Source organism: Pediococcus claussenii ATCC BAA-344, assembly GCF_000237995.1.
GTDB classification, from domain to species: domain Bacteria; phylum Bacillota; class Bacilli; order Lactobacillales; family Lactobacillaceae; genus Pediococcus; species Pediococcus claussenii.
This window is the reverse complement of sequence record NC_016605.1, coordinates 192,394-214,836: the sequence shown is the minus strand read 5'-3', so window position 1 is coordinate 214,836 and position 22,443 is coordinate 192,394. Positions and strand designations below refer to the sequence as shown.

Genomic DNA, 22,443 nt, shown 5'->3' with positions numbered 1-22,443 from the left:
CCCAAAAAACATATTACAGGCAACTCACGCATAAGTCAACCAATAAAATCAGTCAACATTTCAAAAATACTTTTAACGGTTGATATTATTCATCATCGTCATCGTCGTCATCACCCATTTCAGATAATTGACCTTCAATACCATCTGGTAATGTTTCACTATCATCATGGACGCTTTCGTAGTCGTCATCGTTATCATCATCTTGCTGGTCAAGTGGCGTGTCATCTTCGTCTTCTGGATCGTCAGCATCATAATCAATTACATCGTCATCATTTGAAGCATCCGCCAAAAAGGCGTTAACGCGTTTACGTTTTTTAGGCCTTGGACGGTCTTCATCTTCGTCTTCATCACTATGATTAACAGCTTCATCAATCGAATCAAATGGATACCAAGTTCTAAGTCCCCAAGTGTTCTCACCGAGTGAAATGAAACTACCATCAACATTTAAATCAGTATAAAACTGTGATAAATGATTTCTAAAATCTTCATCAGACTTACTCAAATAATTTTGAACAGCATTCGCTAAATCAACGAACGCCATTGGTTCGCCATTATTAGCTAAGATAGCATGTGCTACTTCAATTAAAGATAATTCGTCTTTTTTTTGACCTTCAAAAATTTCTAGTTTCAACTGGCGCACGTCCTTTCAACAGTCTACATGCAATAATACTACATTTAAGCGGTAAATTGCAATCGTATTTTATAGTTACCAATATGTTGTTCACCCGCAAAAAGTTGATAATCAATATTAACCACACCTGCAAACGGACGATCACGTAGGCGAACGTCTAACATCGGTGTTACCGTTTGGATTGGTAAAATGCCATATGGTGTTCTATACCGTGCTTCAATTCTTTTTCCGTTAGCAAATCGCAATCGCATCTCAGCCTCTGCAGAACGCGTTAAAAGAATACTTTCTCCGTTATCAATCTTCATTGTTACCGGAATATTTTCACCCGTTTCAGGATTATTTTCCTGATATCTCAAATAAATCGAGTTACCCATTTTAAAAAGTTGCCCTTGTTCGTCAAAAACCAAGTGCGTCTCTTCGCCTTCTTGTTCCACAAAAGTTTCAAGATGGATTTCAATTGGTACTCCGTCTCTTAATTCTGCCATCATTTCACCCCTAAACTCCTATTTTCCTATATTATAAATCAAATTTCAGAAATTACTATTTTGAGCTTTTTTCAATATCCAATAAAAAATGTATAATCAATATATACTATATAATGAGATTGAGGCATAACTATAATTAAAGCTTAATTTCCAAATTAAATAGCTAAAAGGCGCGAAATAAGTCAAATGATTCCGCTTATACGTAAGAAACAAACGATGAATAGCTCATCATTTCTCGACTTATGTCTCGCTCTATATATAAATTACCAGAAGAAGGAACGCTAATGCATAATTCAAATCAACAACTTCCAATGGAAAAAGTTTTTCGTGATCCAATCCATAATTATATTTACGTTCAAGATCAGGTTATCTTAGACCTAATTAATACGAAGGAATTTCAACGATTGCGCCGTATTCATCAACTTGGAACAACATCTTTTGTGTTTCACGGTGCTGAACACACCCGCTTTTCTCATTCGCTTGGATGTTATGAAGTTGCACGCCAGATAGTTTCAAGCTTTGAACGTAATTACCCATCCAAAGAGGCCAATGATGGGCTATGGGATAACAGTGAACGGCTTGTTACGCTTTGCGCCGCATTGCTTCACGATATTGGGCACGGTGCTTACTCACATACATTTGAGCATATCTTCAATACTAATCACGAAGAGATTACCACCCAAATCATTACTGATCCTAGTACCGAAGTGAATCAGGTATTAAGTAAAATTAGTCCTGATTTTCCATCCCAAGTTGCTTCAGTCATTAGTCACGACTATCCTAACCCACAAGTCGTTCAATTAATATCAAGTCAGTTAGATGCTGATCGTATGGACTACTTACTTCGTGATTCTTACTACACTGGAACTAACTACGGGACCTTCGATCTCACTAGAATTCTGCGAGTAATGCGTCCGTACAAGGGTGGAATTGGATTTCAGGTCAGTGGAGTTCACGCCGTTGAAGACTTTATTGTCAGTCGCTTTCAAATGTATTTACAAGTTTACTTTCACTCAGTATCAAGGTCGATGGAAGTTATTCTTGCAAGGTTATTACAACGAGCAAACACCCTTTATCAATCAGAACGCAGTGGTAATGGTCAACGGTCATTCCAACCACATTATCTTCTCCCTTTCTTTGACAATAATTTTACCTTGAATGATTATCTAAAACTTGATGACGGAGTATTAAATACTTATTTTTTACAGTGGGAAGATGATGATGATCCAATTCTTAGCGATTTGGCAAAACGATTTTTAAACCGAATCCCCTTAAAATCAATTCAATTTAGCAATAATCATGAAAAAGAATTAAATGAACTTCGTCAAATAGTAGCTGACTCCGGTTTTGATACTGATTACTACACCGCTGTTAATAGTAGTTATGATTTACCTTATGATGCTTATGATCCAACTTCTTCCAAGCCTAGAACCCAGATAGAGTTGATTCAAAATGATGGTAGTTTAATTGAACTATCATCCGTTAGTGATCTTGTACGTTCCATTTCTGGCAAAGTGTCCACTGACGAGCGCTTTTATTTTCCAAAAGAAATGCTTGCTGATAGTAACGAAACTTTGTTTTCTACCCAAACTGAGCAATTTAAAAATCATATTCAAAACAATCAATTAATCTAATCAAAAAGAGTCTTGAAATATTGTGCCGAAAAATACGCACAATTCATTCAAAACTCTTTTTATTTCGTCTAAACCAAGGTAATAATGATACTCAGCGCAATTGTAAGCACCCCTATTACCAATAAAAAACGCGTCACCGGTTTAAACCTGATTGGCTCGTTCTTCCGTGAAGCAATTTTTCTTAAATCTTTGTCTTCCTGTTCTAATTTGGAATCGATCCAATCCGAATTACGTTTCTGTTTTCGAATCCAGAAGCCCATAAATAACTTACTATCAGCTAAAATCACACATACCGCCGCCAACACACAAATAATACCGAAGATAAATAATATGTTGCTCGCCAAAATAACCGGTTTTACAAAAATGGCAACTAAAACGGCAATCACTACTATTCCAAATGTTATTTTATTCCACATATTTTTCATGTTTACTTACCACCGAAAGAACCCGTTTCCGGATTCATTTTTTGTACTATTCCTGATTTTATATTATATCTGTAAGTCCCAGTAGGGTTATTACTATCCTTAGCTGCTATATTCTTCACATCGATTTGATAGACCTCTGCCGAAATTTTTGTTAAATTGAACTGAGTTTCAGCATTAAAGGCAATGCCACTCGCTGCCCTAAAATTATTCAGAACCGTTGTCATTTCTTGATTTGAAAAATTCTGTGTGGAACTCATTTGCTGACTGTTCATCCCACTTGAGCCGCTACTAGCAGTATTATCACTACTAGTAGTAGCTTCTTCTTGCCCCTGCATAAGCTTTGCAGCTTGTTGCTTTATCTCAACAACCTTTGCTAAATTAACGTTTATTGCTTGTAACTCTTCATTTGCATTTTGTGCAGCACCAATATTTTTTTGATTCAAGTTAATTTGAATTGTTGAAAATAACGTATTGGCTTTTTCTAACTGACTAGCTTGTTGCTGAAAACTAGCTATTCTTGTTGCTACTTCCTGACTGTTAGAACTAGCACGGGCTTTGGTTAATTCGGCTTTTGCAGTGCTACTGTTTCCATCTTTTAAAGCATCACTCACAATAGTCAGTTTATCAACACTGGTTAATAACTGATTTACCTCTGTATTTTTTGCTGCCTTTTTTTGTTCATTTTTTAAAATTTGATGGGCATCATCCAGTCGTCCCTCTTTAATTAGTGATTTCGCTTTTTTTACCACAGAAGTCGTCGTTGCTACCTGATCATTACTGCTTGACCTTGGTGTCCTTTTTTGACTGGTAAATCCTCCACATGCAGTTAATAAAAACATTATCGTGATTGTAAAAACACTTAAAGCAAGTTTCCGAAACATTATCATTCTACTCGCTCCTCATTTTTTAATTACCACATTATACCATGAAGCAATATATACCTCATTTAACAAAAAAAAACCGAACAATGAATAATCATTCGGATTTCTTTTGACACGGATTTTACGCAATATATCGTAATTAAAGCCTATATTTAGTTAAACCTAATTCTATATCATCTTTTACCACTTAAACCCAAATCCGCGGCGATCATCTCCATGACGATGATGACGATTCATAATATTTCTCGGATCACCCATACCGTTAAATTGGTCTTCACCCTTGTCCTTGAGACTGCCAATCACTTTATCGGTTAAACTTAATAATTGATCCTTTTCATCTTCATCCAAAACATCGAACAACTCGCCAAAAGGACTATTTTGACTATTAAAATGTGCGTGTTGCTCTTCAAAGAATTTGCGACCCCTGTCCGTCAATTGAACACGTGTAATTCTCTTGTCATTCTCATCCTGTTTGCGAACAATCAAGTCGTTCTTCTCAAGTTTACCTAGCATTTCAGAAACTGATGAAGGTCTTACGTCTAAGATTTCAGCGATTTCTGATTGAGTAATATTATCTTTATCATGCAAAACTTTCAATACACGTTGCTTACCATAGCCATGTGGTCCACCCTCGTGATGATGCATAGGATCAAACCCACTCATTGGTGTTCGCCGTGCCATTTTCATTATTCCAACCAAGTTAAAAAACAATCTTGTATCTTTACTTTCATCCATAATTATTATCCTCTTTTTGTTTGATTTAAAATTAACACATGTATTATTTAGGTACCTTATATTTATTTATTATATAGGCACCTAAATAAAAGTCAAGGGAAAAGATTTCTTGGTTAATAAAAAAATCCCGAAGATGATTAAAACACCATCATTCAGGATTTAATTTTTACAAATTAATAATACTTATTGTCTTCCGTCTTATATCTCTTTACAAATCCACATTAACAAAATTAGAACTCACGTTATTTAACGCGAACAGTTTGCTTTTTCACGGCCTTAATCACTCTCAGACCACGTTTCTTTGTTTTGATATTAGTACTTTTTAACATACGACGTGCTGTACTTAAATCTGTTTTTTCCATAATATCACCTACCAGCTTGCTTTTTTTACGCCAGGAATTTGTCCAGCCAAAGCTAATTTTCTAAAAGTTAATCGTGACATATTGAACTTTCGCATATATCCACGAGGTCGTCCGTCAAATCCATCACGACGATGAATTCTTGTTGGCGATGCATTTCGTGGTAAACGACTCAATGCTGTATAATCTCGAGCTGCTTTCAACTCTGTACGTACTTCAGCGTAACGATCAACAGTTGCTTGAATTTTATTTGCTTTTGCAATTTTTGATTTTTTTGCCATATTTTCTCCTTATTAGTCTTTTACAATTGTCTGAGTTATATAGTAACTAATAAAATAACAGCTTACTTACAAAAAGTAAACTGTTATGACTTATATTTATGCTTTTACCAATTGTGAATCCCGATAAGCCACAAATGCTAAGCGAATAATGGTTAAATTAATCTTCTTTTCAGTTTGTTCACTTAGACGCAAATACTTACTTACATAGATATCCAGATCACGATACGCGTTTGTTTTCATTAACTCATCATCCGTTGCCTCATGGTATTTCTCATATAACGATGGAATATCTTCCTTCTCCATAATGTCAGGAAAGTCGATTTCCTCGCCGGGGCCATCATAATAATCAAGCAAACTTGCCTTGGTATTTACTTCAAAGTAAAATTCACTAAGTGGCGTGTGAAACATGAAATAACCCATATCGGTATGGTTATCCGTGTTGATAACTACTCCGTTCTCATCGTCAACTTGAACAAACACATAATAATCATGGCGATGGTCCTTCTTGGTAACGTAGTCAACGCCAACTAATCCGTCAATTTTTTTAATTGAACTATCTTCATTAATTTGAATTGCTTTTCCGGATGAGCAAACCCCACTTAAACAATCATACTTAAAAATCATGATACCCTCCAAATATTTCCAATGATCTTTAAAACATTAGAAATTATACTACTAACTTGGTAAAAGGCAACCATTCGTATTTTACTAGTTTGTTACATGATTTTGATCAATATAAATTGCCATCACAAACTTTGTAAATTCTAAATTAATTTGTTGTTCTTCTTCCTCACCGTATCCCAAATACTTTCCAACATATTTACTAATTTCTAAATAAGCCGGACACTTCTTCAACGCTTCATCATCTTTAATTGAATAATCTCTTACTAGGTCACCAATTTCGTTTCCTGTCAGTAAATCCGGAAAATCCGTCTCATTTCCAACACCATCATCGAGATCTAACATATCCTTATTCATATTGACTTCAAAATAAAAATCATCGAGTGGAGTTTCAAAAACAGTAAAACCGTCAAATAAATCGCCATCACTGTAAAAAACAATTCCGCGACCATCATCAAAGGACATAAAACTATAGTAGTCACCGTTAACTTCCTTATCAGACACGTATTTGATTCCAGTTTCTATATTAGCCAACTTTTCTATTTTATTTTCCGAGTTAATTTGAACTGTAATTCCTGTTTCAATAACTTTTTTTAAAGTCGGATCATATTTAAAAATCATGGTATACCCTCCAAATAAGAGTGTGTAATGAGGCGATTAACTCCTGAGTATACTAGCTCGTCTAGTAATGTGAGTTTTGTTTCACAAAACTTTTTATACTCATACGTTGTCCATTTCCATGGTCAAAAACCGACTCATGGAAACTGGCAGCAGAGTGAACCATTATGACGCTTTTGGTCACGATGGCTTACTTAGCTAGACGGAAGGAGGTGCCTCATGCAACACATTTCTATTATCAAATCGAACATTAAAATTCCTCTTATTCCAGTCATTATATGTTATTCTAAATTACTTAGCATTAAATGCGCTTACGAATAGAACGTACCGTTTGAATGTACGACCATCCCAATACCAAGTTTGACCCAATCCATGCTAGGGGGTTCGCAAAACATGCCCCAAAAAAGCCAAAAACTGGTACAACCGCAATACCAACAATCACCCGTGAAATTAGTTCGGCAATTCCAGCCATGGTTGGAGCAAAACTCTTACCGAGTCCCTGTAATGTATACCTAATCACAAATAAGATAGCTAGTAAAAAATAACTAGAACTAACAATCACAAAATATTGGTGCGCTAAATCAGTGATATGCTGTTCAGAATTCCCAATAAATAAATTAACTAAAAAATGGCTATTTAAAATTATTAATCCACCAACTACCACACTATATCCAATTGAGGTTACTAAACATTGCCTAATTCCAACTAAAATTCTTTTAAAATATCCAGCGCCATAGTTTTGTGCTGTAAAAGTTGCCATTGTTATCCCTAGTGACATCATGGGCTGAACAGCCAACTGATCCACTTTTCCGGCGGCGGTATACGCTGCAATTGCTTGTGGCCCTAATTCGTTTAAGGAAACTTGTAAAATAATTGAACCAATTGCGATGATTGATGCTTGGAATCCCATCGGTAATCCAATATTGATTTGTTTTCGAATCCCATTCCAGTCAATGTTCATCTCATTTTTTTCCACGGTTAAAAATGGAACATTTTTACGAATATAAAACCAACATAGGAAAACAGAAACTAACTGAGCTGACACCGTAGCGATACCAGCACCAGCAATTCCCATATGCAAGAAGACAATTAAAATAATATCTAAAACTACGTTAATTATACATGCGATGATTAAAAAGAAAAGCGGTGCTCTACTATTTCCTAAGGCTCGTAGCATATTAGAAAATAAATTGAAGAACATTGTCGCTCCCAATCCTCCACATATGATGGTTAAAAATGTTGAAGCACCGTCTAATAGTGGTTTTGGTGTTTGCATCAGTATTAACAACGGTCGTGCAAATATGACACTTAATGTTGTTAATATGATAGTCGTAAATATACAAATCCAGATACTACTTGCAAAACTCTTCTTCACCCCGCGACCATCACCAGCCCCATAATGCTGTGCTGTAATGATTGATAATCCTGTTGTCATTCCTTGTGCAAACCCAATAATTAAAAAAGTTAGCCCATTAGTTGCTCCAACCGATGCCAACGCCGATACACCGACTACCCGTCCAACAATTAATGTATCTGAAATCGTATAAATTTGCTGAAATATATTTCCTAATAACAATGGAATGCTAAAAATAATTATTCCACGTATTGGATTTCCCTTTGTTAAAACACTATTCATTTATCCACCCGCCTTCATTTTAAATATACGAAATAAAATTATTCAATATATGAACAAACATGCTACAACGAATGTCCTTTGTTTTTACGTACGTAAATGCAAGTAAACAACCCATTATTGCGTAGATAGGAAAGGCCGATCCTGTATCATGCAAACTTCCAAATAAAATTCCGTTTACCAGAATTCCTAAAGCTTGAACCCAATTTTTCTCGCTTTTAAAAAATAATTCAAAAAATATGCCTCTGAAAATTAATTCCTCAGAAATTGGTCCAAAAATTACTACATCAAAAAATGTCCATACTGGTAATTTACGAATCAGATCATTAATAATCTGTTGATTTTCAGGAGTTTGCCCTCCACCAATCCATTTAGAATACCAAGCACTGCAGAACATAAATAGCGCCCAAAGTGCTAAAATCAAAACCATAAAATAAAGCGTTTTCTTGGTAAAAGGTTCGATTCCAGCTTGTGAACGATTACGTTGGAGTAGATATTGGTATATTTGCCATAGCAAGAGTATCGTAGCACCCGCTGCAGCAATATACATTACCGCCAAAATAACTTTTACAATTTCAATATTAGCAACATATTCAGCTATAATTTGCGGGAGCATTGCAACCTGATAAACCACAAAAGTTCCCAATAGAATCAAAATATTCTTGCTAATGGTTATCAACCTTTTTTGCATGAAGATTACCGCCCAAATTCGTAATTTATTGTCATTTTACACTTTAAATCGTAGCTTGTACCTTAGAACCCTAGATTCTTTTTTTACTTCTTTAGTCAAGTTTAAGAAAATGTCCAATACCTATTCAAACTTTTTTACTATGCTTAACTTATGCTAAAAGAAAGGAACTTTACTTATGATTATTAATGATAAATCAAGTGACTATCTCGAAGTTCAATTAATCGGAAAGTCCGAACACAAAATCATGGCTAAAACCAGCAAGGATACATACGTGTTCGTTTATCCCACACAAGAACAAGCGACTGATCCACTATTTTGGAAATCGCTTGTTGATATTATCAATAATAAACTATGGCTTCCTATTACTAAAAGTTTTCACCAATTATTACCTAATGACTGGTTAGTAGAAGCTAATTAGTCATTAACTATTTTTAACAATTCACTTGGATGGTTCAAGATATACTCCGCGTCTGAAAAATCGTCATTGGGCAGAGCACCCCAGTGTGCATTTGCAAAATCTACGTGTGCTGCATGTGCCGCCTGCATATCAAATAAAGAATCACCAACGTACAATGCGTTATTAACACTGATATGATCAAACTTGTTTTCTAGGGCGAATTCAATTGGTTCAGGATTAGGTTTATGTTCCTTGGTATCATCCGAGTAAACCACTTTTTTAATGGCATTAATTTCAGGAAAATGTGGCATTTCTGCATCGTAAACCTCTTTTAATTTCGAAGTAACGATTCCAAACTCCAACGAGGAATCTCCCAAGGCAGTAATCATCTGTTTTATACCATCATATGTTTCAATCAAATCTACTTTTTTACCGATCAACTGGTTAAACCGGTTGATCGTTTTTGTTGGTTCAAACGAACCTAACCTTTTTGCCATTTCTAATCCAGGAATCCCCATCAATTTGCGAATCGCGCTAGCCTTTACCTTTACGCCATCTTCATTTAACGCCTGTGTTAAAGCTGCAATTGAAGCTTGCTCCGTTTTCAACAATGTATTATCCAAATCAAACATTACTACCTGATACTTACTCATAAAAGTTTGCCTCTCCCTTTTCTGACTATTTAATACCTATCTAGTCCATTATATATGATATGATAATGTGTAGAAAAATAAAGGACTGGAAATCGTATTATGGAAATCGCTTTAATTGGTGCTGGCCCCAGAAACCTAATGGCTTTGGAACGAATTATTTCGTAGTCAAACGTCAGTGCCGCACAAACTGATTTAACTGTTCACATCTTTGACCCTTACAACATCGCTGGTCGGGTGTGGACACCTAGTCAGAATCTAGAATACAAGATGAATTCACTTGCCAGTAAAATCACTCTCTATAATGACTCTTCCGTTGAAATAGACGGACCAATTGTTGAGGGACCCACCTTATACCAATGGGCAAAACAATCAGCTGCCGCATACATTGAACAACATGATTTTGCTCGCGAATCAGGGCTTCTTCAAGAAGTCTCTGAGTTAGATCAGCTTTCGTATTCGTCACGAGCGCTTTTTGGCGTATACCAATGGTGGTACTATGACCAGTTAATCGCCCACTTGCCTGCAAACATTCACATTCAAAAACATTTAGAGCAAGTTTCAAACGTTCATAGAAAAGACGATGATCTTTTCGTGGTTATCTCGGATTCTTCCGCCTATGAAGTTTCGGCAGTTTCCGCAGCACTTGGTGAAGGAACTGATTATCTCAGTCAAGAAGAAGAACAACTCTCCGAATTTGCAAAAGAGCATGACCTAACTTATGTTCCAGCGGCTTATATTAATGAAGTTGATATTGATGATATCGCACCAAACGATTCTGTTATCATCAGAGGACTTGGATTAAGTTTCGTGGATTATCTTTCTGATCTAACCGAACGCCGTGGTGGTGTTTTTGATCGTGATGATAATGGCGACATGATTTATCACCGTTCGGGAGACGAACCCACAATCTATGCAAGTTCTAGGCGTGGATTACCTTATCACGCTCGAGCGCTTGACCAAAAAATAGTCGGTGAAACATCTCCCCGTCATTTTCTTAGTGATCAATTCATAACTCAATTAATTGATTCTGATAGTCAAATTTCTGGAAAACAATTTATGCACCTAATTCAGCTGGAAATGTCATACTCTTATTACGTTCATTTGGTTAAAAATGACTATCCACGAGTAAAACTTGATGATTTTAAAAAAGACTTGCTCGCAAGCAACGAAAAGTTTGCTTCAGTTTTAGATAAGTATGATATTAGTCAGAACCGATTTAGTTGGGACAAACTTGTTAATCCACTTCCTAATAATATTAAGGATAGTAATTCATTTACAGAATTCGTAAAGACCTACCTCAAACAAGACATTGAGAACGCCAAACGTGGCAATAAAACGGATCCAATCTCTAGTGCATTTGAAAAACTGCGAGAACTTCGCACGAACATTAGAAAAGTAGTTTCATATAATTTAATTAGTAATGATGACTTTCTAAATATTTTCCTTCGTGAATTCAATAATGCCAATAGTTTCTTATCAGTTGGGCCTCCTATTTTTAGGATTGAACAAGTTCTTGCTTTAATAAAAGCGTCTGTTTTAACTCTGGTCGGACCAGATATGGAAGTTTTCACTGAGGAAAATCAGTTTGCTATTAAGTCTGGACTACTGAACGATAAAGTTTACCACGCAACTGCTTTAATTGAAGGCCGCTTACCCGCACCCGATGCAAGACGTACTACAAATTCTTTGATCCAAAACCTTATCAAGAGCGGTTTAGGTCGAATCTACCAATTAGAGCTATCAAACGGTACCACCTTCCAAACTGGAGCCATTGATACAACAGCTGATACAGCTGAACTAATTAGTACTAACGGCTTGCCTGTAAAGAATTTTTTTGTTTGGGGACTGTCAACCGAACAGCGTCATTGGTTAACCAACGGCTCGCCAATTCCAGGTGTGAATGACATTCGATTACGTATGGCGGATAAAATCGGATCACAAGTAGCAGCTTTACTTAACCAAGCTATTTAAAATATGTATTTAAAAAGAGTAGAACAAGCTGAGCTTGTTCTACTCTTTTTAAGCATTATTGGGCTGACAAAATAGAATGAGTGAAAGCCAATTTTCTGCGAATAACCAAGGACGGAGCCTTGAAAAAACATCAAGTATCGTCCTTCATTATCCCTCAAAACTAAACGGTCCATTCCTACGCTTTACTTAGTATACATATTTGAGAATTCTTTTCTTGTTTTCGACAAAGCTTGGATAATCAAGGGCGTGATAACAACTGCAGCTCCCACTTCAACAACTCCATTTGATCCGATTATTCCCATTAATACTTTTACTAAGCCTGCGCTTGAAACATTGTAACTTTTTGTGAGCGTAGATGTGTATAATGTACCCATGAGGGTAACAACCAAAAAAGTATTTGTTAAAGTTCCGAATATTGCTGCTACAATACTTGCGACCGTTAAGTTTTCAAACTTGCGATACAATGTCCGGAATACTAAACCAGCAACTAGTCCAACAAGTACACGAGGTATTACGGACACAATTGGGTTAGTAAAAATGATGGTATCCAGCGGACTGGTTGGTGTCATAAACGCGCGAACAACAGTAAGCGCCCCCCAAACAAAACCAATTAGCATACCGTCAACAGGTCCCATCATAATTGCTGCTACAATAACTGTGATATGAATAATCGTTAAAGATACAAATCCTAACGGAATATAACCTAGTGCTGGAACCATGGTTTGTAATGCAATAATAGCAATAAAAATGGCCCTTGTAACTAATCTTTGAGTACGTTCTTTTGAATCCATGTTCTTCCCTCCATTTGATGACACTTATGTCATTAAATGTACTATACTACAAAATGACACCAATGTCATTATTTTTTTAGAGGTATTTATGTCAAAAATAACAAATGAACAGAGAAAACAAATAAAAGAAAAAGTGATTTTAGATAGCGCTAAAATCATCTTTCAAGAAAAAGGCTTTTTAGATGTCACCATGAGAGACATTATTGAGAAAGCCAATATTAGTCGTGGTGGTATTTATTTATACTTTAAATCGGTTGACGAAATCTTCATTGCTGTTCTCAAACAGCGCAATGATCATTCATTAGATAATATTAGGACTGACATTGAGTCCAATATTTCTTTTAGTAAACTTTTAAATAAATATTTTGATGGTCAAAAGGATCGTTTATTAAATCGTGTCGACAGTAGTTTACTACGCGCTGTTTATGAATATTATTTCACCCACAAAGAAACATCCGATCGTCAATTTCAACAGGAACAATTTAACGTAATTCAGCAAACCATTCTTTTAATATTACAGTATGGTGTGTCTAGTAACGCCCTGCAGAGTGACCATTTAGACGTTATTTCAGAGCAAATTATGTTTTTAATTGAAGGTCTTAGCGTCCTAGCGCTAACGGGCGGTATTACCGAGCAAAAAATTGATAGCCAATTTGAATTAATTAAGTCAAATCTAAATTGGAAGTAATTGTTAAGCTTAAAACATTGAAGTTATACTCCTCAATCCGCGCAAAAATCCAGGGTAGGATTTGGTTAAATGAGACCATATCCTACCCTGGATTTTGTTATTTATTCATGGGTTTGATTAATTCATTATTTGTTTTAAAACCCACCACCATGGACCTCTGCAACGTTGTTCGCCAAAATAAAAGCATCATGATCGATCACATGGATTCGATTAATTAAACGCTGATATTCAGAATTTTCGACTACAACCATTAACATCTCTCGATTATTACCGGAAAAGCCACCGCGAACCTCAATACTTGTAAAACTTTGTTCGTTATCCTTAAGAACTTCCTGCTGAATTCGATCCAACTGGTTACTTATTATGTAAACCGTCTTCTTACGGTCCATTCCAGTTTCAACATAATTCATGATCAGTAAGGTTATCACTGATGAAAATAAAGCCAGAATAAAGGCTTCAATTCCAGAGCTCCAAATATTCAACACACAAACCATCGTATCAATTACCAATAAACTCAATGCCGGCTTGACGTTGAAATATTTTTTTAAAATTAACGGGGGAACAGTAGTCCCTCCACTGGATGCGTCAATCTGATACAGAATTGCTATTCCAATTGCATATAAGGCACCACCAACAATAACTGCTAGTGTCCGATCACTAACCAGACTAATATTAGGCGTCACGGCCAAGAAAAATGGTAATAAAAAACTACCAATTGTAATGCGCGCCGTTGTCGTCCTACCTAACGTTATCCAAGAAAGTATTAACATTACAATATTAATACTCAAAACAACGATTGCACGATTCCACTTAAATGCATCGTATAGCAAAATTGAAATACCAGTGGCTCCCCCTGCCGCAACATTATGCGGTGCATAAAACATATTAATACTCACTGCAAGGATCTCAAGGGCAATCATAATTATAATTAATTCAAAACCCCACCGAATTATTTTTCTTCCCATGCTACCTCCATTGTATTTACCTATGTATCATTGTGTCATATCAATGAAGACATTGTACAGAAAAAAGCTAATTTCCAACTACAATTTCAATTAGGTTCTTACGAGTAGCGAAATTAACTTCAATAACATTTTCAGTCAAAATCTTTTCATATTCTGATAAAACATCCTCCGGTAATGGCGTGTTAGCTGAAAGCATGAACAATACATCGTCGATTGTTGTATCGTACTCAATCGACATAAAAATATTAATCTTTTCCAACACATCCTGATTAAGTGCTGTTAAAATTGCATTGGGCTTCCCGCCTAAATCAGTCACAACAATCTGTTGACTATTAATTCCGCGATGATTCACTCGTAAAATCCGAATCGCATCAAATACCGTTAACATTGCAATAACCTCCGAGTATAATTTTACTAATTATACATCGACACAACTCCTTACAAAAGGTTTAACGTTTTTCGATTTCTAATGTCATAATTTTAAGCTTTTCTTCAACAGAAATTTGTCCCGAAATTGTTCCTGAGCTTTTAATTGCAGTTATGTTGCTGTCCATCATTGTTTGATGATTACCATTAAAATTCATTGAAAAATTAACAACTAAATCAGGATCACAATGAACTTGTATATTTGAATATTCATAATCGCTTTCAGAATACTCTTCAAATTCCCGTGCCAACCTACTTGTAACTGTTTGAACCCCTTCAAAATTTTCGCCATCGATTGTCATTTCAGGATCAACATCGAAGAAATCATTTAGATATAAATCACTAAATTTATAATAGTCTACTTTTTTAAAAAGTTTTTCAACTAGCTTCAATACTTCATTTTGTAATAAAAAAGGATCTTCACCGTTTGTATGTTTTTCCCCCGATTCAAAATCTGTTAGTTCCATCATCGTAATCACCTCATTTATATTAGGTACCTAATTAACATTGATTATTATATTATTTAGGTACCAAAACATCAAGTAATTTTCTAATTTTTATCATTTTAACTAAAAAATCGAAGCGTGACATAATTAAAAGCTGAATTTATTTTTCAAACTAAATAGCAAAAATGCGAGAAATAAGTCAAATCATTCCGCTTAAATACAAAAAGACGAACGATGAATAGCCCATTCATCGTTCGTCTTTTGTCTTTGCTAGTTACGAGGCGCTCTTCGCCCATAGGAATGGCCGACATTATGAGTGACTTTGTGAAACAAAGTAATCCTCACAAGCTAATCAGCTTGTTTTACTCTCTGTTTTTTTATTACTTTTTGAATGAACTAATATCGTTCGGATTTAAATATTGCCAATCCTTAGACAAGAATCGATCTTCAATATGGTACTTAGGCTCCTTCTGCTTCTTTTCAAGGAATGGTTTAACTTTCTTATCAACAGCTAACCAACCGTTCCAACCAATGTGAATCGTATCTTCCATAAAGTATGGTTTTGAACCATCCTTCGTTAAATCAACCACATTTGTAAAGCCCTGTTCCTTCAATTGATAATTAATCTTTTTATCAAATTCTCTTATCATGTTCATTGATAAGCCAGCATATTTAGCCCAACGTTCGTTAATAGGCGGAATAATAAACATAACATTAGTGTTCTGCCTGTTAAACTGATCTAATACCAATTGAAAATCTGCAAATTCTGGTGATTCAGTATAATCATAATTCTTTTCAAAGCCAGGCTTTATCTTACGTCCAATATTATTCTTTAAACGCTTGCTGTAGAAACTGTTTTTAATCTTAAATGGATTATTAGTCGTTTCTGCCTTAGCCTCTTTATTGACAGCCTCTTGAACTTCCTTGGAATTATCATTATTTGGTAATTTAGCTTCTTGCTTATCAATAGTACCGACATTGTTACCCAATCTAATACCAGAGAATAACTGATCCTCATGTCTCAATAAGCGAGAATAATACTCAAAGTATGTTTTATCTTCACTAGAAATTGGCTTTCCTTGACCCATCTTAATAAGTGCATCTTTCAAACGCGCATTTAAAGTTGGACCCTCAAGTGCTACCAAACGCTTTGCCGCATAACGCGAAGCTGGTGTTGATTTATGATTTTGATAAATAAAACTAGTTGCTTGCATCGCAGAAAAATAGAATTGGAAATATTTAGGATTAGTTCCTTGTTTAACAAACCACTGAGGAGAAATCACAAAAACTGCTTTTCGATTTTTCATATCAGAACTAATTGATTGCATTTGGAAATACTGAGTAAGAGACTGCGTACCAGGTGCTCCTAATAGAAAAGGTCTGTAATTCCTGTTATATTTTTCTGCTAAAACAGACGGATGTGCTAGATCAAAACGTGATAATTCGGAAGAACCAAAGAAAGGAACATAATAGCCACTACTAAGTGAGCGCTGCTTAATTTCTTGACCCTTAAACACATTTGGTGATAGCGATGTTGCCGCCTGTCTCTCGGTTTTCGAGCTAATACCATCTATTTTGAATGGGGAAAATAGGAGCGCTGCTAAGACAAGTGCAGCAACCACGATTGGCCCAAAAATCATCCAAAGTCGTTTTGCCACGACTACTGCATACTCTCAACTTTAGCGATAATTTTATTTGGTGTATCCCATTCAGTTCTTTCAAATTCTGAAACTGGTACTTCAATTCCTAATTGTGCTTGTAATTGCAATAATAATTGAACTGTTCCCATTGAATCAAGAAGTCCTGAATCAAATAAATTGCTGTCTAAATCACCGCTTACATCGTTACCTGTTAAATCTGCCAAAATGCTTAATACTGTTTCTTTTGTATCCATAATAATATTCCCCCTAAATTATCTTATCTATGAAATAACAAAGTATCTAAAAATCCTGAGAAAATCAGAAAAGTGAAACAAACAAAATTAAATGTGATGAATACCGCAAAGTATTCAGTGAATTTATTGCTTGGTAAACGACCGGGATGTTTTTTCTTAACCGAGAGCCACCAATCATTAATAACTAAAGCAAAACCATGAATGAATCCATATAAAATATAGTACCATGTTAGGCCATGCCAGAATCCCATTAGCCCCATGTCCAAAATATAAGTAACATTGGCAGCCGTCTTGGGATTCTTAAACGTTTTGTGCTTCATGAAAAAGAACACCATTCGCATATAAACGAAATCACGGAACCAGAACGATAAGGTCATGTGCCAACGATTCCAGAATTCCTTGATATTACGAGATCTAAACGGACGATTAAAGTTCATCGGCGTCTCAATCCCCATAAAATAACTAGTTGCAACCGCGAATAAACTGTAACCAGCAAAATCAAAGAACAAGTACATACTATATACATACATCACACCAACTAAAGGCCAAGAGAATCCACCGTGTACCAATGCCATTCGCTCAATTCTTGGTAGTAAGAACGTACCAAAGAAGTATGACAGCATGAACTTGTAAACAAAGCCAAGAAAAATGTAATGTACAGCTTTTTCAAGCATTCCTAGATACTTATCCCGATCGGGAACCGTATCATAATCTTTTCTGTAACGTCTATAACGATCGATTGGACCAGACGAAATGGTTGGAAAGAATGCTAAGAACTGTAAGAAGAACCAGGGACTATAATCTTTAAGGGTCCCATCACGCATCTCCATAACCGTTTGAACCGATTTAAATGTTAAATAACTAATTCCAAGGAAGCCAATAATTGAATCGGCTCCTCCCGCCAGCAATGGTGTAACTTTTACCACAACTAGTGGTACGATCGCAAGTAACACCTCAATAACAAACACCCAAGTGTCATTATGTTGCTTACGATATTTATTATAAATAGAAGTGAGAACCACTTCAAAAAGAAGATAACCAATTAAGGCAACTCCTTGTCCCCACTTAGGTCCCCCAAATGTTAGTAATAAGAAGAAGAACGATACCAGTAATTCATACCAGTGAGCTCTTTTCCCCATTAACATCAAAACAACAATTGGAATGAAGGCAACTGCCAACATTAAGAAGTAAGTTGGGTCTTCGTAAGGTGTCATTGACAACATTACTTATTAGCCTCACTAATAACGGTTTTAATATCAATCTTTCCGTTTGCAGTTTGCGGTAAACTGTCAACAAAAATGAAACGATTTGGAATCATGTATTCCATCATATCTTCTTTGAGTCCCTCTTTAATCGCAACAGTTAACTTGATCTGAGATTCAAAGTCGTTTTCTTCTGGAACCACGTAAGCAATTAATTGTGAAACCTTATGATCCTTATCATATTTAGGAACCGCAACACCTTGCTTGATCAACTTAGCGTTACTTAAATGATGATTAACTTCTTCAAGCTCAATTCGATATCCGTGCAACTTAATTTGAAAATCAGTTCTGCCACGGTAGAATACCATCTCGTCTTCATCCATTACCACTAAATCACCAGTATGGTAGGCTGCATGGCCATCATGATCAAAGAATGCATTGGCAGTCTTTTCAGGATTATTAAGATAACCCTTAGAAACACTAGGACCAGAAATAATTAATTCGCCCTCAGTTCCTGCCTCAACTGGCGAACCACCATCATCAATGACGTAAACAAGTGTATCGCTTTTAGCATGTCCAATTGGTAATCGATCATATTTTTCGAGAACTTGATCTGTGATTTCAATACTTGTAACCGCAACTGTTGCTTCAGTTGGTCCATAAGTGTTAAAAATTTTAGCATTAGGAAAACGTTTTTTTAGTGTTGCTGCCGTACTATGTGTCAACTCTTCTCCACAGAATAAGAACGATGTTAGTGAAGGCATGTGTTCAGCATCAAAAGTTGGCTGTAACAAACAAATATCCATAAATGACGGAGTTGAAACCCAGACATTCAGGTTAAGAGTTGGTAACACTTCAAATAGTTGTTTGAAATTATCAGTAACTTGCTTAGGAACTGCTTTGAGTGTCCCACCCATGACAAGCGTTGGATAAAGATCCATAACTGATAAATCAAATGAATATGGTGGTTGGGAAAGTGTAACTGGGTTTTCAGGAAGTGAAAAATCAGATACTTCCCAATTAACAAAGCTTAAAAGATTATCATGGCTGATCTCAACACCTTTAGGGAGTCCAGTCGTTCCGGATGTGAAAATAATGTAAAAATCATCATCACCACTAACAAAATTATCTTCGTTTACCGTATTACCATTCTTAAATGCATTAGTAAGCTGTGAATTTTCGATCACTGGCAATTCCTCACCCAACGAAATTGGTAAATCCTCAACTGCCACACAAGCGGCTGGATGTGCAATTTCATTAATCATTGTCAAACGTTCAGCTGGTGAATGTTGATCAACTGGAATATAAGCACGACCACTCTTGACAATTCCCAAGAATGTAGCAATCATTTCAAAGGTCTGGGCACCATACACCATGATAGGTGCATCTGATAGATTCATTCCTGAAATTTCAGAAGCTAATCCATCAGACATTGTCTTCAATTCACCATATGTATTGGTTTCCCCCAAATAGTCATAAGCAATCTTTTCTGGCGATTCAACAGCAATTTGGTCAATCTTTTTTATTACGTCTGAAACTTTCATAAATAACTAAATCCCCCTATTTAGAATTCATTGTAAATAAACGTTCCACCGGTCATACCGCTATATCCGTATAAGTATATTAAAACCAGCATAACAGCGAAGTAGAATACAGTTTTTGTGATAAATCTAACAGAACCGTGTTGCCAAACAGAACTAAAAAAGTTTTGCATCACAACTCCCCCCTTAAATTTAAAATAATACCTATTGTATATTCCCATTAATCGTGGGATTTGTAAAGGAAACGTAACAATTTATTGCGTATGGGGAATACTATACTGCAATTGTCCAGTAAAAAAGAACAATATTTTATTTTTGTTTAATTCTTAAACATTTTTTCCAAAATATTCCGTACTTAAAATTGAATGAACGCAATGGTTTATGTATCTATTTTTTATATACGCAGCTTCTCTCAAAACCCCTTCTTTTTGCATTCCAATCTTCTTCATAACTCGTCCAGAATTTGGATTATCAATATCGTGAACAGCATAGATTCGATGTAGTTTAAGCTCCTCAAAACCAAGTTTTAATACTACACTTGCTGCCTCGGGCATAAAACCGTTACCCCAAAACTTTTCATTTAATGCGTATCCAATTTCAGCTGCATTATTGTTGCTGTCTAATCGCAAATCAATAGTGCCAATCAGACGCTCCTCGGCAAGACTCTCAATACCCCATTTTCCAACTGGATTAGCAATAAAAAATTCGGCAATCCCGTCATACGTTTGTTTAACGGAAGTGGCTGTGGTCATCGTTGTGTATCTAACCACATCTGGATTCGATGTATATTCGTACATATCTTTAGCGTCATCAAGTCGAACTGGACGAAGTAGAAGACGTTTAGTTTTAATGATTTGCTTTTCAGCTAAAATAGTTTGTTTTTCCATATATGCCCTCCTTAGCATAATATTATACCCATTAGCAAGTAAAAATACATATTAAAAAGTAAGATTGTACTTGCAAAAAAAACGGGATATTCCTAAAAAGATTTGTTGTAATACAAACCATTTTAGGGACATCCCGTTTTTGAACCTCTTATTAACCTCGTTTAACAATTGGTAGTAATCGGTAAAACAAAATAGCAATTACCAAGCCGACTAATATTCCTTTAATTAAGTTGAAAGGTATTACCCCATAAACAACCATGTTAAGAGTTGAAACGCTAACTTGAAAACTTGCTAACTTCATATAAATAGGCAGCAACACGAACAGATTAGCTAATGACATAATAGCCGTCATCAGAATTGTTCCAACACCAATCCCAATCATGAGCTTTCGCACACGTATCTTTCCAGATTCCTTGGCACTATTTTTGGTCCAATAATAAATCGGTAGTACATATGATAACGTAGCTAATAAATTAGCTGCTACACCCAGCATCCCCACAGGACCACCATCTTTAAGCATAACATCTAATAATCCACCTAAAACAGCCGTAACTGCACCCCATACTGGTCCAAATGCCACGGCACCAATTAGAATTGGTAAGTTAGCAAAATCCACCTTTAAAAAACTAAAACCAGGTAAAACCGGAAAACCTATAAATAGCAAAACAAACGAAATTGCAGCTAACATAGCAACTGCTACTAATCGTTTAATACTAGAAACGCCCATCAAAAATTCCTCCTAATTGTAGGAGCACCTTCTTGGTCTATTTACGCAAAAAAGCCATTGCTCAAAAAAAGGGGCAATGGCTTTAGTTTTTATCAAAAAAATTGAAAAAGACTAAATACGCAAATAAATTCAATCTTCCTTTATCTAGACTTTAACTATCGGTTTCGGAATTACACCGAATCAACCGCCAAAACGACGGGTCATGGACTGTACCACCGGTCGGGAATTACACCCTGCCCCTTGAAGATGAACCTGCTATTTAATTACATTCTGATTCTATAATACTTACTAGCTTCTAGTCAATTAATTTTAATCGTGTGAACCAATTCGGAATCCGTTTTTTCCATTATTTCTTAAAACAACGAATAAATGTTGATTAGGCTCACAATCCTCAATTTCCCCCAAATCAAATTCGACTCCGTCGTCTCTTTCATATACATTATTAAAGCGCTCTGACAGTAATTCCCTTAATTCTTTAAACACAAAATCATTTTCTTTAGAGCGTTTTACCGCCCCTGATAAGGTATATCCATCTTCAATTAGCCCCTGAATAACACCCGCTCTAATTACTTCAGGATAATTAAATTTACGTTGACCAGTTCCAGATTGAATACCATTAATGTATCCTTTCTTTTTCCAATACCTAAGTTGACGTGTTGTTGAGCCAATTGCTTTTGCAACATCCCCAATACTTAATAGGAGAGCTTCTTGGTTTAAAAGAAATTTGACCCTTTTAAAACGTTCTGTTGCACTTTCCATATCCATAATTATCACCTATATTTTATTTAAATCAAATACCCTTGTAAACAATTACAACAACCATTGTATATTTTTTGACACGTTTGTCAAATAAGTTGACAA

At 35.7% G+C, this 22,443-nt stretch carries 27 protein-coding genes, 1 pseudogene and 1 riboswitch; of the genes and pseudogenes, 4 read left to right on the top strand and 24 right to left on the bottom strand.

The annotated features are described in order from the left end of the window. Positions 1-85: 85 nt before the first annotated feature. A complete protein-coding gene (gene rpoE / locus PECL_RS01035; protein WP_041534540.1) occupies positions 86-631 on the bottom strand; it encodes a DNA-directed RNA polymerase subunit delta in 546 nt (181 codons plus the stop codon). 44 nt (positions 632-675) lie between these two features. Beyond that, complete coding sequence (locus PECL_RS01030; protein WP_041534539.1) at positions 676-1,116, bottom strand: YwiB family protein; 441 nt, start codon at positions 1,114-1,116, stop codon at positions 676-678. A 284-nt stretch (positions 1,117-1,400) separates the two neighbouring features. On the opposite strand from PECL_RS01030, the gene PECL_RS01025 reads away from it, so the two are divergent. Continuing rightward, positions 1,401-2,750: an HD domain-containing protein gene (locus PECL_RS01025; protein WP_014214735.1), complete on the top strand. Its 1,350-nt coding sequence runs from the start codon at positions 1,401-1,403 to the stop codon at positions 2,748-2,750. Between the two features lie 68 nt (positions 2,751-2,818). On the opposite strand, the gene PECL_RS01020 is transcribed toward PECL_RS01025, so the two are convergent. The 9 genes from PECL_RS01020 to PECL_RS00985 all read right to left on the bottom strand — a co-directional run bounded on the left by PECL_RS01020 (position 2,819) and on the right by PECL_RS00985 (position 8,994). Next, positions 2,819-3,175 (bottom strand): DUF3899 domain-containing protein, encoded by a 357-nt coding sequence (locus tag PECL_RS01020; RefSeq protein WP_014214734.1) that lies wholly within the window; start codon positions 3,173-3,175, stop codon positions 2,819-2,821. A 2-nt stretch (positions 3,176-3,177) separates the two neighbouring features. Continuing rightward, a complete protein-coding gene (locus tag PECL_RS01015; protein WP_041534538.1) occupies positions 3,178-4,062 on the bottom strand; it encodes a hypothetical protein in 885 nt (294 codons plus the stop codon). A gap of 174 nt (positions 4,063-4,236) precedes the next feature. Next, complete coding sequence (locus PECL_RS09690) at positions 4,237-4,791, bottom strand: MarR family winged helix-turn-helix transcriptional regulator (protein WP_014214732.1); 555 nt, start codon at positions 4,789-4,791, stop codon at positions 4,237-4,239. Positions 4,792-5,033: 242 nt separating this feature from the next. Beyond that, positions 5,034-5,153 carry a putative metal homeostasis protein gene (locus PECL_RS10120; RefSeq protein WP_014214731.1) on the bottom strand — a complete coding sequence of 40 codons (120 nt, stop codon included), beginning with the start codon at positions 5,151-5,153 and terminating at the stop codon, positions 5,034-5,036. Between the two features lie 8 nt (positions 5,154-5,161). Then, the gene (gene rpsN, locus PECL_RS01005) at positions 5,162-5,431 is read right to left on the bottom strand and encodes a 30S ribosomal protein S14 (RefSeq protein WP_014214730.1); all 270 of its coding nucleotides are present in this window, start codon (positions 5,429-5,431) and stop codon (positions 5,162-5,164) included. 96 nt (positions 5,432-5,527) lie between these two features. Then, on the bottom strand, positions 5,528-6,055 hold the full coding sequence (locus PECL_RS01000) for a hypothetical protein (RefSeq protein ID WP_014214729.1): 528 nt from the start codon (positions 6,053-6,055) through the stop codon (positions 5,528-5,530). Positions 6,056-6,139: 84 nt separating this feature from the next. Continuing rightward, on the bottom strand, positions 6,140-6,673 hold the full coding sequence (locus PECL_RS00995) for a hypothetical protein (protein ID WP_014214728.1): 534 nt from the start codon (positions 6,671-6,673) through the stop codon (positions 6,140-6,142). A gap of 298 nt (positions 6,674-6,971) precedes the next feature. Then, on the bottom strand, positions 6,972-8,306 hold the full coding sequence (locus PECL_RS00990) for an MATE family efflux transporter (protein WP_014214727.1): 1,335 nt from the start codon (positions 8,304-8,306) through the stop codon (positions 6,972-6,974). Positions 8,307-8,325: 19 nt separating this feature from the next. Beyond that, on the bottom strand, positions 8,326-8,994 hold the full coding sequence (locus tag PECL_RS00985) for a CPBP family intramembrane glutamic endopeptidase (RefSeq protein ID WP_014214726.1): 669 nt from the start codon (positions 8,992-8,994) through the stop codon (positions 8,326-8,328). A gap of 175 nt (positions 8,995-9,169) precedes the next feature. On the opposite strand from PECL_RS00985, the gene PECL_RS00980 reads away from it, so the two are divergent. Beyond that, on the top strand, positions 9,170-9,412 hold the full coding sequence (locus PECL_RS00980) for a hypothetical protein (RefSeq protein WP_014214725.1): 243 nt from the start codon (positions 9,170-9,172) through the stop codon (positions 9,410-9,412). Here PECL_RS00980 and PECL_RS00975 read toward each other — a convergent pair. After that, positions 9,409-10,044, bottom strand: a complete 636-nt coding sequence (locus tag PECL_RS00975; RefSeq protein ID WP_014214724.1) for an HAD family hydrolase — start codon at positions 10,042-10,044, stop codon at positions 9,409-9,411. The genes PECL_RS00980 and PECL_RS00975 overlap by 4 nt on opposite strands. A 192-nt stretch (positions 10,045-10,236) precedes the next feature. On the opposite strand from PECL_RS00975, the pseudogene PECL_RS00970 reads away from it, so the two are divergent. Beyond that, a pseudogene (locus PECL_RS00970) lies at positions 10,237-12,015 on the top strand (FAD/NAD(P)-binding protein); the annotation flags it as partial. Between the two features lie 182 nt (positions 12,016-12,197). On the opposite strand, the gene PECL_RS00965 reads toward PECL_RS00970, so the two are convergent. After that, positions 12,198-12,806: an ECF transporter S component gene (locus PECL_RS00965; protein WP_014214722.1), complete on the bottom strand. Its 609-nt coding sequence runs from the start codon at positions 12,804-12,806 to the stop codon at positions 12,198-12,200. An 88-nt stretch (positions 12,807-12,894) separates the two neighbouring features. Here PECL_RS00965 and PECL_RS00960 point away from each other — a divergent pair, with 88 nt between their 5' ends. Beyond that, positions 12,895-13,494, top strand: a complete 600-nt coding sequence (locus PECL_RS00960) for a TetR/AcrR family transcriptional regulator (RefSeq protein WP_014214721.1) — start codon at positions 12,895-12,897, stop codon at positions 13,492-13,494. Positions 13,495-13,628: 134 nt separating this feature from the next. On the opposite strand, the gene PECL_RS00955 is transcribed toward PECL_RS00960, so the two are convergent. From PECL_RS00955 to PECL_RS00905, 11 genes are all read right to left on the bottom strand, one after another. Continuing rightward, positions 13,629-14,459 (bottom strand): YitT family protein, encoded by an 831-nt coding sequence (locus PECL_RS00955; protein ID WP_014214720.1) that lies wholly within the window; start codon positions 14,457-14,459, stop codon positions 13,629-13,631. Between the two features lie 67 nt (positions 14,460-14,526). Further along, the gene (locus PECL_RS00950) at positions 14,527-14,847 is read right to left on the bottom strand and encodes a hypothetical protein (RefSeq protein WP_014214719.1); all 321 of its coding nucleotides are present in this window, start codon (positions 14,845-14,847) and stop codon (positions 14,527-14,529) included. Between the two features lie 61 nt (positions 14,848-14,908). Further along, positions 14,909-15,355 carry a hypothetical protein gene (locus tag PECL_RS00945; RefSeq protein ID WP_041534537.1) on the bottom strand — a complete coding sequence of 149 codons (447 nt, stop codon included), beginning with the start codon at positions 15,353-15,355 and terminating at the stop codon, positions 14,909-14,911. Between the two features lie 356 nt (positions 15,356-15,711). Next, entirely contained in the window at positions 15,712-16,989 is a 1,278-nt protein-coding gene (dltD, locus tag PECL_RS00940) for a D-alanyl-lipoteichoic acid biosynthesis protein DltD (protein WP_014214717.1), read from the bottom strand. 2 nt (positions 16,990-16,991) lie between these two features. Further along, positions 16,992-17,225 (bottom strand): D-alanine--poly(phosphoribitol) ligase subunit DltC, encoded by a 234-nt coding sequence (dltC, locus tag PECL_RS00935; RefSeq protein ID WP_014214716.1) that lies wholly within the window; start codon positions 17,223-17,225, stop codon positions 16,992-16,994. 23 nt (positions 17,226-17,248) lie between these two features. Then, entirely contained in the window at positions 17,249-18,448 is a 1,200-nt protein-coding gene (gene dltB, locus PECL_RS00930; protein WP_014214715.1) for a D-alanyl-lipoteichoic acid biosynthesis protein DltB, read from the bottom strand. Further along, on the bottom strand, positions 18,448-19,971 hold the full coding sequence (gene dltA, locus PECL_RS00925; RefSeq protein WP_014214714.1) for a D-alanine--poly(phosphoribitol) ligase subunit DltA: 1,524 nt from the start codon (positions 19,969-19,971) through the stop codon (positions 18,448-18,450). Before dltA ends, dltB begins: the two co-directional genes overlap by 1 nt. A 20-nt stretch (positions 19,972-19,991) precedes the next feature. Continuing rightward, positions 19,992-20,141, bottom strand: a complete 150-nt coding sequence (locus tag PECL_RS00920) for a teichoic acid D-Ala incorporation-associated protein DltX (RefSeq protein ID WP_041534536.1) — start codon at positions 20,139-20,141, stop codon at positions 19,992-19,994. Positions 20,142-20,294: 153 nt separating this feature from the next. After that, a complete protein-coding gene (locus PECL_RS00915; protein ID WP_014214713.1) occupies positions 20,295-20,855 on the bottom strand; it encodes a GNAT family N-acetyltransferase in 561 nt (186 codons plus the stop codon). A gap of 151 nt (positions 20,856-21,006) precedes the next feature. Continuing rightward, a complete protein-coding gene (locus tag PECL_RS00910) occupies positions 21,007-21,582 on the bottom strand; it encodes an ECF transporter S component (protein WP_014214712.1) in 576 nt (191 codons plus the stop codon). 128 nt (positions 21,583-21,710) lie between these two features. Next, positions 21,711-21,834, bottom strand: a riboswitch (FMN riboswitch). Between the two features lie 57 nt (positions 21,835-21,891). Beyond that, the gene (locus tag PECL_RS00905) at positions 21,892-22,347 is read right to left on the bottom strand and encodes a MerR family transcriptional regulator (RefSeq protein WP_014214711.1); all 456 of its coding nucleotides are present in this window, start codon (positions 22,345-22,347) and stop codon (positions 21,892-21,894) included. Positions 22,348-22,443: the final 96 nt, after the last annotated feature.